This window comes from Paenarthrobacter sp. NPDC057355 (genome assembly GCF_042667405.1).
In the GTDB taxonomy this organism is placed as follows: domain Bacteria; phylum Actinomycetota; class Actinomycetes; order Actinomycetales; family Micrococcaceae; genus Arthrobacter.
On record NZ_JBHVAL010000002.1, the window covers coordinates 226005 to 238536 of the forward strand.

Below are 12532 nucleotides of genomic sequence, written 5' to 3' on the forward strand. Positions count from 1 at the left end.
TATCCCGGGTGTCAAGCGGTGGAACACACATCGAAAGTCAGGCTCATGGACAAAGCAGCCCTGTGTGTGGGGATCAACAAGTTCAAGTACCTTCCGCAGTCCAGTTGGCTCCAAGGCTGCGTCAACGACGCCGAGGACCTGGCGGCCCTGTTAACTGAAAGCTACGGATTCCCGGCATCCCGGATCACCGTGTTGAGGGACGCCAAGGCCACTAAGAAGGCGGTTTTGGCCGAAATCAACGCCTTGGTGGGCGCTGCTGTTGCTGGCACTGTCCAACAGCTTGTCTTCACTTTTTCCAGCCACGGCACACAGATCCCCGATACCAACGGGGACGAAGAGGACAGCCTCGATGAGGCCTTCGCCTGCTACGACATCAACAATTCCGGTGACGCCTGGGATGCCGGCACGGTCATTTCCGACGACGAATTGGCCGAGGTGTTCTCCCGCCTTCCCGATGCCGTCCTGATGGATGTGGTACTTGATACCTGCCACAGTGGGACAGGATTGAAGTCGCTGGACCTGATTCCCGGGCGCCGTCCGCGCTTCCTCCCGGCACCAACGCCCCGGGCGGTCATGGCGAACGAAGACCTGGAAACGCGAACATTGCGCGACTTGGTGAAAACGGCAAAATTGTCCGCTCCCGTCCTCATGGCCGCCTGCAGATCCGACCAAACGGCAGCCGATGCCCTGATGGACGGCCGGTACAACGGCGCGTTCACCTACAACCTGGTCAAGAGCCTGCGCAGTGATGGAACCTTGGGACGCGCAGATTTGCTCAAGCAGGTCAGCAAAGGGCTCAAGGCCGGCGGCTTCGACCAGGTAGCGCAGCTGGAGGCATCACGGACTGCCCGCAAGGCTGCCTGGGGAGCCTGAAAACCAGCAGGCTAATCGCCGGTGCCGTGGAATTTGTCACGCACTCCCGATGAGGCCGCTTCTTCGGCTTCGTGGTGTTCGTCCGAACCGAACAACTGTCCCTGGCGGTCCCTGTCCATCACAGGCTTGAGTGCGGCATAGACGAGGCGGCCGCCGGCGTCGAACCTCAACAACCCTCCCCCACGCACGTCGATGTAGTCCCTCCCGGTCTTCACGCCGAGGCGCACATAGGCTTCCCTCCGGCTCATCCGGACAGTCTGGATGAAGGAAGCTCCGATCTCGGAAATGATGAACCCGTCCGGCGAGACTCGCTCGGAGGTGCGGACCCGGGTTGAGCTCAGTGGCGTGCGCCGCTCCAAGCGGGCCGCCTCCAGAAGCCGGGGGTTCTCCCAGACGAAGCGCTGCACTTCCTGGGGGTCGGATCCAAGCGCCGAGAGGCGGATGGGGTAGCGAAGCCCCTGGTAAAAGTCCACGCCGCTGATGTTGTCCAGTGAGACCCGGCGGATGCCGATGGCGGAAAACTCATCCTGGAGTGCTTCGCGGTAGCCGTAGACATCGTCGGGCACCATGTCGAGGTCGGCGGCGATGATGCCCCGCAGGAGATCACGCCAGGAAACGTCCACAGGCGGCATGTAGGAGAGTCCACGGATCACCATCTTGAGAATCCTCGTGGCCACAATCGAGCCGGACTCGGCTATCTGCTGCAGGTTGCGGCCTCCCCCGTAACGGGCGTTCCGTTCGGACCACAAATGGTGAACAGCGCGAAGCACTGCCCCGACCACCACGGCACCGCGCGCATGAGGCTCAGGAAAGACTTGCCACCCTGGCGGTACGGCCCCCACGAACGGTTCGCGCAGCGGCCCCCGGGCAAAGAGGTCGCGGGCGAAATCGAAAAGGGAACGCATCAGGACGGGGTCATCGGTGGACTGCCCGGGCCCCAACCCCCCGGCCGCGGCTTCGAGTTGGCGGTAGACGACATCCTTGGAGGAGAACACGGAGAGGATGGCCACGATGTCGGCCAGTGCCTCGTGCATGGCCAGTTGTTCCATGGTTGCCATGTGGTCCGCCCACGCCGGCCTGAAACCGTCCAGGATGGCGTGGGTGACCTCGTGGGCAACAATGTCCCGGTACAAGGCCGTTGGAACCTTGTACCCCATGCGGTCCACCGAACCGAAGCGGATGATGTTGGTTCCGCGCTCGTACCCGGTATCGGTGGCCGTCACGAGGTCGCGGGCTTTGAGCACCACCCGCCCCTCGGGATTCCACGGCATGCGTCTTCCGAGCGTGGATTCGAAGATGTCCAGGGTGCTCATGGCCACGCCGTAGACGTGCTGGGCCAGGAAACGGGTGTCGTCCAGGAGTTCGCGCAGTCCGGCAGGGGGTGGCTCGGAAATCAACCGCCACGGATCGCCGGGCTGCGTCAGGGTTACCGGCGATACAGTAGTTCCCCGCCATTTCCGGATGTGGATCGCATAACGATGGCCGGTGGGGCCACGCCGCAATCGTTCGACCGGAATGCGGACCTGCGCCGTCAAGGGCGGTTCCCCGCCTGTGCCGATTGGGCCCTCAGCCAGGATCGTCACAGAAACCATCTGCCCGGCTTTGATGTCTCCCGGACCCTTTTTTGGAAATGCCACAGTCATCGCCGTCCCGAGCGCGGACCCCACACACCGCAGCGGAATAGCTGCTTAGCCCAGTATGGAGGCGGGGCATTACGGAGGCAATGACTCCTAGAGGGCTACCCGCTGAAGTGAGCGCGCGGCGTCGATGGTTGCCTGTCCCAAAACCCGGCTGCCCTGGTAAAGGACAACAGTCTGGCCGGGAGCCACACCACGCAACGGGTCCGTCAAAGTAACCACCAGCTGTGCCCGTTCCACGCCGGACCCGTCGTCGACGGACTCAACCCGCGCAACTGCCGGCACGGGATCGCCGTGGGCACGGACCTGGGCGTAGCAATCGAATTCTTCACCCGTGGCAACCTCGGAGATGGGCAGGCCGGCCCAGGAAACCTTGATCCCGCGGATCTCATCGATCGCCAGGAGGGCTTCCGGACCCACAACAACCTTGTTTTCCTTGGGACGGATCTCGAGGACAAACCGGGGCTTGCCATCGGCGGCAGGAGTTCCCAGCTTGAGGCCACGCCGCTGCCCCACGGTGAAGGCGTTGGCTCCCGGGTGCTCGCCGACCTTGGCGCCGGTCTCATCAACGATGTCGCCGGAGGTCATCTCGATCTTTTCGGCCAGCCAGCCGCGGGTGTCGCCGTCGGAAATAAAGCAGATGTCGTGACTGTCAGGCTTGTTCGCCACTGACAGGCCACGCCGCTCGGCTTCTGCGCGGACCTCGGCCTTGGAGGGGGTGTCCGCCAGCGGGAACATGGAGTGCTTGAGCTGCTCGTGAGTCAGCACGCCCAGGACGTAGCTCTGGTCCTTCGCCCAGTCTGCAGCACGGTGGAGTTCACGGTTGCCGTCGGCGTCCTCGATCACCTTGGCGTAGTGCCCTGTGCAGACCGCGTCAAAGCCAAGCGCTACGGCCTTTTCAAGCAAAGCGGCGAACTTGATGCGCTCGTTGCAGCGCATGCAGGGGTTGGGCGTTCGACCGGCGGCGTATTCGTCGATGAAGTCCTGGACAACGTCTTCCTTGAAGCGCTCGGAAAAGTCCCAGACGAAGTAGGGAATTCCGAGGACATCGCAGGCACGCCATGCATCGCGGGAGTCCTCGATGGTGCAGCAACCGCGGCTTCCGGTGCGCAGGGTGCCCGGCATGCGGGACAACGCGAGGTGGACCCCCACGACGTCGTGCCCGGCCTCGACGGCCCGGGCGGCGGCAACGGCGGAGTCCACTCCGCCGCTCATTGCTGCAAGTACTCGCATGCTGGCTTTCTGTAGGAAGGGATTGGGCGTACAACGGCTTCTGACGGCCGTGGTCGCCCATCCATTCTAGCGTGCGATACCACGCCCACGGGAAATCCCCTTGACGGACCCACCGGAGGATTCTAAAGTCAAGATTATTGCTTTTAGAATCGAGCAGACATGGCACACGAAGCAATCGTCATCGTCGGCGGTGGACTGGCAGGCGCCACCGCCGCGAGGACCCTAAGAACCGAGGGATTCGCAGGGGCGCTCACCCTCCTCGCCGCTGAAGCGCGGACCCCCTACATCCGCCCTCCCCTCTCCAAGGAATTCCTCCTCGGAAAAGCGGACGAAGAATCCGTGGAGGTGGTCCCCGAGGACTGGTACCGGGAGAACGACGTCGAACTCCTCCTTGGTGCCACGGCCACCGGCCTTGATCCCGGCAGCCACGCCGTTACACTGGCCGACGGAAGGACGCTTCAGTACAGCAAACTGCTGCTCGCCACAGGAGCCCAGCCCCGCAGGATCCCCCTGCCCGGGGCGGAGCTGGAGGGCGTCATGACCTTCCGGACCTTCCAGGACAGCCTGAAACTCAAGTCGCTCCTGGCCGACGGGGGCCGCAAGGTGGTCATGGTCGGATCCGGTTGGATCGGCATGGAACTCGCTGCCGCTGCGCGCACTTACCGAAACGACGTGACCCTGCTCGGCCTCGAAGACATCCCGCTGAGCGCGGCCATCGGACCCGAGCTCGGCAGTTACTTCCGAGGTGTGCATGAAGAACAGGGCGTCAGCTTCCGCCTGCCAGCGAGCGCGGCCGCCATTGAAGGCCGGGACGGGCGGGCCACAGCGGTCCGTACCGATTCCGGCGAAACCCTGCCCGCCGACGTCGTGATCATCGCCGTGGGCGTCGCCCCGGACACGGCGCTCGCAGAGGATGCCGGTCTGGAACTGCGCAACGGGATCGTGGTGGACGCCAGCCTGCACACCAGTGCCCCGGATGTATTGGCGGCAGGGGATGCAGCCAACGCCTTGCACCCCTTCACAGGTGAGCACCATCGCAGCGAACATTGGGCCAATGCGCTCAATGGCGGGAAGGTGGCCGCCAAATCCATGATGGGGAAGGATGCCGTGCTGGATGCAGTTCCGTACTTCTACACGGACCAGTTCAACGCAGGCATGGAGTATTCCGGCTACCCGTCCTTGGCTTCGGGTGCATCGCCGGTGGTTCGTGGCTCCATGGAGGAGGGCAGCTTCATCGCCTTTTGGCTTCAGCACGACAGGGTAGTTGCGGGAATGAGCATCAATCAGCGGCGTGTCCAGAAACCCATCAAGGCGCTCATCTCCGGTCGCGTCGCAGTGGATGTCGGCCGGCTCACCGATCCTGATGTGCCTCTGGAAGAACTGCTGCCAGACGGCAACCAGCCATAGAGGCAGGCTACGCGACGCCCCGCCGGGCAACAGTTGCCGCTGTCTGGATGGAGGATTCATGCCCTGCCATACCGGCCTGCCGCGCCCGGGCACAGGCGTCAGGGAGCGCCTTCAGGAGCGCATCGACATCCGCTTGGGTGGAAGTATGCCCCAGAGTGAAGCGCTGCGCGCCACGGGCCGCGTCCTCATCAAGTCCCATGGCCAGCAGGACATGCGACGGGCGCGGCACACCCGCGGTGCACGCCGAGCCTGTTGAGGATTCGACGCCGGCCAGGTCCAGCAGGAACAGCAGCGAGTCCCCTTCACAGCCGCCGAAGGTGAAGTGGGCGTTGCCGGGAAGCCGCCGCTCACCGCGGGCGCCGCGCAGCACGGCATCGGGAACCGTTTCAAGGACTCCACTGATGAGTTGTTCGCGCAGGGCGGTCAGTCGTTCCCGTTCCTCGGGCAGCTTCGCAGTGACTGCCTCCGCGGCTGCCGCGAACGCGGCAACGGCAGGCGTATCAAGTGTTCCGGAGCGAACGTCCCGTTCCTGTCCGCCGCCGTGTTGGACGGGGGTCAGCTTGACCGCCCGGCCGAGGAAGAGCGCACCAACACCCACGGGTCCGCCCAGCTTGTGCCCGGACACGGACATGGCAGCCAGGCCGGAAGCACGGAAATCGATAGGCACGGAGCCGAAAGCCTGCACGGCGTCGGAGTGGACCGGAATGCCGTGCGGCTTGGCCAGTTCCACGATCTCCGCCACGGGCTGGATGGTGCCGACCTCGTTGTTGGCCCACATCACCGTTATCAGCGCAATGGCCTCGGGGTCTCGTGCAATCTCGGCTTCGACGACGTCCAGCCGGACAGCACCTTCACTGTCCACCGGAAGCCATGTGACGTCCGCGCCTTCGTGGCGCTCAAGCCATTCGACAGTGTCCATGACCGCGTGATGTTCGACGGCGGAACAGAGTATCCGGGTCCGGCGAGGGTTTTCGTCGCGGCGGGCCCAGTAGAGACCCTTGACGGCGAGGTTGTCGGCTTCCGTTCCACCCGAAGTGAAGATGACCTCTGAGGGATGGGCGCCTGCAGTGGCGGCCAGGGTTTCCCGGGCATCCTCGACGGCCCGCCGTGCCCGCCGGCCGGCACCGTGCAGGGATGACGGGTTTCCGGTCTTCGCCAACTCGCGTGTCATGACGGCAAGCGCTGCGGCCGAGAGTGGCGTTGTCGCGGCGTGGTCAAGGTATACAGGCACCTTGCCATTCTACCGACGCCTGAGGCTCAGGACTCAGTGATCTCCTGCACAGTGCCGATGCGCGCACAGCAATGTCCCGCACCCGGGTCAGGTATCACGCAATCCTCCGGTTGCCCGGACGCCGAAGCCACGCCCGAGAGGAAGGCTCCATTCATGGTGCAGACGACGTCCTCATGGTCTTGCGACAAGCGGTGGAATGGACAGTTGCGCAGGCGGTACCCTCCCGAGCCATCAGCCGACGGCACATACCCAAGCTCCCGCAACGCACCAGGCAAGTCTCCGGGCTTTCCCAACTCACGTCCCTTGAAACGGGCGACCTCAACCAAAGCCTTGCCTACCGGAATGTCCTCGGCACCGGAGCGTGAGATCGCCTCGGCCATGAGATGGCCGGCGAGATCATAGTTCCGTTCGGGGATGGAGGCAGCCACTTCGTGGACCTCGGGGCTGTAGAGCTTCGCCGGCCGGCCTGAGCCGGGGCCGGCTTTGTGCGCGGCCTTCCTGAATTCAACCCGCAGGATCCCCTCACGGACCAAGCGGTCCAAGTGGAACGATGCAGTGCTGCGCGGAAGATCCATGGCAGCCGCAGCCTCGTCCCGCCCTACCGGTTCCGGTGCCGCAAGGACGTACTCAAACAGCCGGCGGCGGTGTTCGTCTCCCAGGGAGGCTACAGCCGCTATTCTTCTGGTCCACGGAAGACCGGATGCGCTCATGCCCACAGGATAACTCTAAAAACAAGATCCATTGCTTTAGTAGTCATTTCGAGTTCTAAAATTAATGAATCTACTTTTAGAAAGGAACGGCCATGTACACAGCAGCAGCACCGGCGCAGACTTCAACCCTGCAAGGACCTTCCAAGCAGGCCTATGCCCTGCTCAGGACGCTGTTCACCGTAGCGCCGATAGCCTTTGGCCTGGATAAATTCACCAATATCCTTACTGACTGGACCAATTACCTGGCCCCGGTGGCAACCACCGTCATCCCGGTGTCTGCGCAAACATTCATGTATGGGGTGGGAGTAATAGAGATCGTCGCCGGGATAGCCGTAGCGCTTCGGCCTCGCTGGGGTTCCCTGGTAGTAGCGGCGTGGCTGCTGGGCATCATCGTCAACCTTCTCGCCCTGGGCTCCTACTTCGACGTAGCCCTGCGGGACTTCGGCCTGATGGTGGGCGCACTGGCCCTTAACCGGCTGGCCACGACGCACAGCAAGTAAACCCGATCAGTACCGGGGGCATGCCTAGGACGGCGGAATCACCGCGAGCTTGGCTTGGACATCAGCCCGGGCCGCGGCCAGGGCAGCATCACTTGGGCACGCCAAGGAGATATAGACCGAGGACGCAGGGGCACTGAACAGCCTGGCAAACACCAGCACAGGCTTGCTCCCGGCTGCCGCGGATGACTCCAAAGACAGGAACTCCACGCTGTGCTTGGGCTTGTCCGAGTCCTGGCCCCACGGCAACGACGCCGGCTTCAGCGTCTCCGCGTCGATTCCCGGATTCAGGTAGTGGAAAAGGGCCTTGGTGGACGCAGCATCATCACCGGCCACTACCAACGGACCTTGGTTCACGCTGACACGGGCGGCGAGCGTGCATCCGTCGGTTTTCCTGTACCGGACCTCGCCCTGCAAACCGGAGTGCACCAAGGACCACCCCGGCACTTCTTCCAGCTTGCCGGCCACAGTCACGGGATCACCGGGAGCCAGGGTGCCACCGGCCGCCAACGGCAGGTCCTTCGCAGCCACGGCCTCGGCATCATGCCCGGGCGTAATGGTGGGGGTCGCGAGGGTTGATTCCGACGGCGAAGGCTTGGGCGCCGTTGGGTCGGGAACATTCACGCTGCAGGCAGCCAGCACAACACCGACGGTTCCCAAGGCAGCCGCCCCCGCCATCCGCCGTCGAACACTGAACGCCACCTGTGTCTCCCCCTGTATGTCCTGCCGCCTGCCGGGTCTGAGTCTAACCGTATGCAACGGAACCACCGGCCAGCCGAAACAAACTACGCAAGAACCCGCAAGGCCAACGGCAGGAGATCTATATCAACGGGCAAGGGAGCAACGCGTTCACCATCGGCATACGCCACAACGCCCGCGGCTTCCAAGCGCACCGTGCGGACACGGCGGATCTCCACCTCCGGCCTGCCTGTGTGCTTGCCTGCGAAGACCTTGGGAAAGATGGACAGAAACTTCAGCCGCGACAACGGCTTCACCACAAAAAGATCCAGCCACCCGTCATCGGGCAACGCATCCGGGGTGATCCGCATGCCACCACCGATTGATTGCCCGTTCGCGACCGAAATCAGGAGCGCGCGCTGGTTCCACCGCACGTCGTCGGCAATCACCGTGTATTCAGTACGCCTAAAAGTACCGAGCTCCCGCAGCATCGCCAGGTTGTAACGGCTTTTCCCCCGCGGCCAACGCCACGAGTTGGCGCGCTCGTTCACAGCGGCATCGAAACCCGCTGACAGTACGCCTGCGAAGTGGGTGGTGCGCCCGTCCGCCCGGACCCTGCCGACGTCGATCCTCCGCCCGCCGGTGACCAATGCGTCGAGAATCCGCTGGCATGCTTCAGCTGGCCTGTTCAACGGAAGACCCAGCAACCTTGCCACGTCGTTGCCTGTGCCAGTGGGGATGATACCGAGCGGCACTTCCAGCCCGGCGAGCGCATTCACCCCCAGATGGACCATACCGTCGCCACCGGCCACCACCAGCGCATCCACCCCTGAATCGGTGGACAATGCCTCCCGCACCAACGTCTCCAATGAATCGTCGCCATCAGCTCGAAGAACGACGACGGCCCGGCCTGCGGCGCGAAGATACGCGGCGGCCCGGTCCCCCACTCCCTCGGTACGGCCGAAGGAGGCCGCAGGGTTGATGGCCAGCAGAATCTTGACCTGCCCGTGGGGGGCCTGTGGATGTTCCGGAGGGTTCACAGCCCGAATTATGCCAGTCGGGAACCACGGCCCCGGGTGCCTGCGTTCACATAGTGGCTGGATAAACTTGCCAATACCGCCCTGATGGGGGCGGTCGTCAACTCAGAGAAGGGCCCGTGCTTGGCCGAGGGCAGCAGTTCGCACTATCAGGTTCTCCGCGTCTCCGTCACTGCGACGGACAAAGAGATCAAAGTGGCCTACCGCAAGGCTGCCCGGAAAGCACACCCCGATCATGGCGGCGAGGCCGAGATGTTCCGGCGCGTGACTCTCGCGTACGAAACACTCATCGACCCGCAGCGCCGGGCCGAATATGACCGCCGATACGCCAGCGGAGCCTCCGGACGCACCCAAGCACGCCCGGGAGACTACACCGGAGCGGCTGCCCCGGCGCCGTCAGCGACCACCAACGTCAAACGGCCGCAAACACAACGCAATACCGCGGGCGATCCGCCGGTCTATGTTCCAGCCTTCGATGATCCCAATGAAGTGCCGCTGATTTCGGCAGCGGAAGCGGCCCAACAGGTTCACGGACTCCCCCGCAAACGCGGAATCTTCGGGGCAGATGCCCGCATCCAGCGCGAAATGCGTACCGTCCAACTCATCAGCAGGCAGATCCTCCCCGCCATACCGGCTGCGCGACTGATCAACGGACTGCGCTCGCCGTCGGACAACAACCACATCGACCACGCCGTCCTGTCCGGGTACAGGCTGGCACTGGTCGGCTCAATGCTGCTGCCCAAGGGCGCCTATGCCTGGGACGGGCATTCCCTGAGGCATGGCGGCCGCTCGGTCGCGCCCCCACAGCTGGCCCATATCGTCCGCCACATGCAGGACATCTTCCCGGAACTGAACGTGACCGGTTGGGTAGTCCTGCATGGACCGGACGGCAATCTGCATGAACCGGTCATTGACCAGTATGGAAAGGGCCAGGGCGGCAGCGCCGTTGAGATCGTTAATGGCGCCGGGCTGGTCCGGGGCCTGAAGCAATTCCTCAGTTCAGGGCCCGCGCCCAACACAGTGGTGGTTCCGGTGTTGGCCCGGCTGCTTCGGGGCATGCACTAGCTTCCACGATCCCTGTCGGACGCCCAACGCGCGCCTGACTAAGATGGGACGGTGTTCCGCATCCTTTTCCACACTCCAGAAATCCCGGGCAATACCGGCAACGCCATCCGCCTCGCCGCCATCACCGGCGCCGAGCTTCACCTGGTGGAGCCCCTTGGTTTCGACTTTTCCGATGCCAAGCTTCGCCGGGCGGGCCTTGACTACCACGACCTCGCGGTGGTCACAGTGCACAAGGACATCGAGGCCGCCTGGGAAGCCCTGCAACCGGAGAGGGTCTTCGCCTACACCTCCGACGGCGAGACGTCCTACACTGACATCGAATACCGCGAGGGCGATGTGCTGTTGTTCGGACCGGAATCCGTGGGCCTTCCCCAGTGGCTCAAGCAGGATCCACATGTCACCGCGCGCGTCCGCCTCCCCATGAGGCCGTCCCTGCGCTCACTCAACCTCGCAAATGCCGCTTCGATCGCCGTTTTCGAAGCCTGGCGGCAGAACGGTTTCGCCGGCGCCAAACTGTAACCCATCCATGACGGCTGCTACACCGAATACCTTATGCAGGGACAACCCCCGCACAGGACATTCTTGGAGGGAGCCTCCGTGAGCGCGCTGCAGACCAGGGCCACGGCATCACGCGGCCATGCCGCCGCGCTTGCAACGTCGCTCCTCGGTTCTCACGGTTTCATACGGGACAACATATGCTGGACAGTAATGGACACCCCCAACAACCCCGGCCCCCCGGTCTTCGAAGCCACCGGCACTGCCAGCGACCTCAACGCGCAGCTGACCAGCCTGCTGGAACTCATGGCAGCGGGAGACCAGAAGGCGTTTGCCGAGTTCTATGCACTGACCTCGCGGCGCGTCTTCGGTATGGCCAAGCGCGTGCTGATAGACCCCGATCTCAGTGAGGATGCCACTCAGGAGGTCTATATCCAGGTCTGGCAAGGAGCAGCCAACTTCGATCGCGCCGCAGGGACTCCCCTGGCCTGGCTCATGACCATCGCACATCGCCGGGCCATCGACAGGGTGCGTGCTGTTCAGGCAGCAACTGACCGGGAGGCCCGTTACGGTGCCGCGAGCCAGGACCTGGACCGGGACCTTGTTGCCGAGGAAGCCGACAGCAACCTCGAAGCCGAGGCCGTGAGCCGCTGCCTCGGTACCCTGACGGACACCCAGCGTGAATCCGTGCGCCTGGCCTACTACGGTGGCCTCACCTACCGTGAAGTGGCCGAACACCTGGGCGCCGCAGTCCCAACCATCAAATCGCGCATCCGCGATGGACTGCTGCGCCTGAAGACCTGCCTGGGGGTGGGCTGACATGACTGAAAACACCGGTGGAGGCTATATCCGCAGAATGTTTGCCAACGACATTGCCACAGACCTGGCTGAGGGCAGGATCCTTGAGCTGGCGGAAATCTATGCCTTGGACGCGCTCAGTGACGAAGAACGTGGCTTGATCGACCAGCACCTCAAGGACGCCCCTGAAGGTCCCGAATTCTTTGAACGGGTACGCGCGGCCCGCGAGACACTGGCCGTGAGCTTCACCGCCGAGGATGAGCCTCCCACGGGCCTCTTCGACAACATCATGGAACGCATTGCCAAGGAGACGACTGCCCCGGCCGCAGCCGAACCGGCAGCCCCTGCGGTTGGGCCCGCCGCCGTCGACGAACTCGCGGCAGCCAGGGCCAAACGCGCAGGGCGTCAGCAGTCCGGCGCGCGGCGCTGGATCATTGGCGCGGCAGCCGCGGCCGTCATTGCACTTGGCGGCATCGGCGTGGGAGCCTACGTCGCGCAGCAGAACGATCCCGTCAACCAGGTGCTCCAGGCCCAGGATGTGCAAAAGCAGTCAGCATCCGTCCCCGGCGGCGGCACTGCCACGATTTCCGCATCCTCGGCGAAGGATTCGTTCGTGGTCCTGATGGACGGCGTCGCACCCGCACCGGAGGGCAAGGTCTACCAGCTGTGGACGCTGCCGAAGGACGGCTCAGCGCCGGTTCCCCAAGGCACCATGGACGCCCAGACCCTGTCCAAGCCGGCTGTGGTGAAGGGTTTGTCTTCGGCCTCCTCGGTAGCCATAACGGTTGAGCCCGCCGGCGGGTCGCGCGCCCCTACCAGCGCACCGGTCCTGGTGGTGGCCCTCAGCGCCTAAGCCGCAAGGACTAATGCA

At 63.9% G+C, this 12532-nt stretch carries 13 protein-coding genes; 7 read left to right on the plus strand and 6 right to left on the minus strand.

Annotated features, from left to right (window positions below; all coding sequences use genetic code 11):
- Nucleotides 1-45: 45 nt before the first annotated feature.
- Nucleotides 46-873, plus strand: a complete 828-nt coding sequence (locus ACFUOZ_RS04940) for a caspase domain-containing protein (RefSeq protein WP_377545336.1) — start codon at nt 46-48, stop codon at nt 871-873.
- An 11-nt stretch (nt 874-884) separates the two neighbouring features.
- Here the strand turns inward: ACFUOZ_RS04940 and ACFUOZ_RS04945 are convergent, their stop codons facing one another.
- Together ACFUOZ_RS04945 and mnmA are read right to left on the minus strand one after the other, a co-directional pair.
- Entirely contained in the window at nt 885-2510 is a 1626-nt protein-coding gene (locus tag ACFUOZ_RS04945; RefSeq protein ID WP_377545338.1) for a hypothetical protein, read from the minus strand.
- 93 nt (nt 2511-2603) lie between these two features.
- A complete protein-coding gene (mnmA, locus tag ACFUOZ_RS04950; protein ID WP_377545555.1) occupies nt 2604-3725 on the minus strand; it encodes a tRNA 2-thiouridine(34) synthase MnmA in 1122 nt (373 codons plus the stop codon).
- Nucleotides 3726-3902: 177 nt separating this feature from the next.
- Here mnmA and ACFUOZ_RS04955 point away from each other — a divergent pair, with 177 nt between their 5' ends.
- Complete coding sequence (locus ACFUOZ_RS04955; protein ID WP_377545340.1) at nt 3903-5150, plus strand: NAD(P)/FAD-dependent oxidoreductase; 1248 nt, start codon at nt 3903-3905, stop codon at nt 5148-5150.
- A gap of 7 nt (nt 5151-5157) precedes the next feature.
- On the opposite strand, the gene ACFUOZ_RS04960 is transcribed toward ACFUOZ_RS04955, so the two are convergent.
- Both ACFUOZ_RS04960 and ACFUOZ_RS04965 read right to left on the minus strand, forming a co-directional pair.
- On the minus strand, nt 5158-6381 hold the full coding sequence (locus tag ACFUOZ_RS04960) for a cysteine desulfurase family protein (protein ID WP_377545342.1): 1224 nt from the start codon (nt 6379-6381) through the stop codon (nt 5158-5160).
- Between the two features lie 26 nt (nt 6382-6407).
- The gene (locus tag ACFUOZ_RS04965; protein ID WP_377545344.1) at nt 6408-7091 is read right to left on the minus strand and encodes a helix-turn-helix transcriptional regulator; all 684 of its coding nucleotides are present in this window, start codon (nt 7089-7091) and stop codon (nt 6408-6410) included.
- A 92-nt stretch (nt 7092-7183) separates the two neighbouring features.
- On the opposite strand from ACFUOZ_RS04965, the gene ACFUOZ_RS04970 reads away from it, so the two are divergent.
- On the plus strand, nt 7184-7591 hold the full coding sequence (locus tag ACFUOZ_RS04970; protein WP_377545346.1) for a hypothetical protein: 408 nt from the start codon (nt 7184-7186) through the stop codon (nt 7589-7591).
- A 24-nt stretch (nt 7592-7615) separates the two neighbouring features.
- Here ACFUOZ_RS04970 and ACFUOZ_RS04975 read toward each other — a convergent pair whose 3' ends face one another.
- Both ACFUOZ_RS04975 and ACFUOZ_RS04980 read right to left on the minus strand, forming a co-directional pair.
- Nucleotides 7616-8290, minus strand: coding sequence for a hypothetical protein (locus tag ACFUOZ_RS04975; protein WP_377545348.1), 675 nt, complete (start codon nt 8288-8290; stop codon nt 7616-7618).
- Between the two features lie 83 nt (nt 8291-8373).
- Complete coding sequence (locus tag ACFUOZ_RS04980; protein WP_377545350.1) at nt 8374-9306, minus strand: diacylglycerol/lipid kinase family protein; 933 nt, start codon at nt 9304-9306, stop codon at nt 8374-8376.
- A 120-nt stretch (nt 9307-9426) separates the two neighbouring features.
- Here ACFUOZ_RS04980 and ACFUOZ_RS04985 point away from each other — a divergent pair, with 120 nt between their 5' ends.
- The 4 genes from ACFUOZ_RS04985 (at nt 9427) to ACFUOZ_RS05000 (ending at nt 12514) form a co-directional block, all read left to right on the plus strand.
- The gene (locus ACFUOZ_RS04985; RefSeq protein ID WP_377545557.1) at nt 9427-10368 is read left to right on the plus strand and encodes a J domain-containing protein; all 942 of its coding nucleotides are present in this window, start codon (nt 9427-9429) and stop codon (nt 10366-10368) included.
- A gap of 51 nt (nt 10369-10419) precedes the next feature.
- A complete protein-coding gene (locus ACFUOZ_RS04990) occupies nt 10420-10887 on the plus strand; it encodes a tRNA (cytidine(34)-2'-O)-methyltransferase (protein WP_377545352.1) in 468 nt (155 codons plus the stop codon).
- 189 nt (nt 10888-11076) lie between these two features.
- Nucleotides 11077-11682, plus strand: a complete 606-nt coding sequence (gene sigK / locus ACFUOZ_RS04995; RefSeq protein ID WP_377545354.1) for an ECF RNA polymerase sigma factor SigK — start codon at nt 11077-11079, stop codon at nt 11680-11682.
- 1 nt (nt 11683) lies between these two features.
- Nucleotides 11684-12514, plus strand: a complete 831-nt coding sequence (locus ACFUOZ_RS05000; RefSeq protein ID WP_377545356.1) for an anti-sigma factor domain-containing protein — start codon at nt 11684-11686, stop codon at nt 12512-12514.
- The last annotated feature ends 18 nt before the right edge of the window (nt 12515-12532 follow it).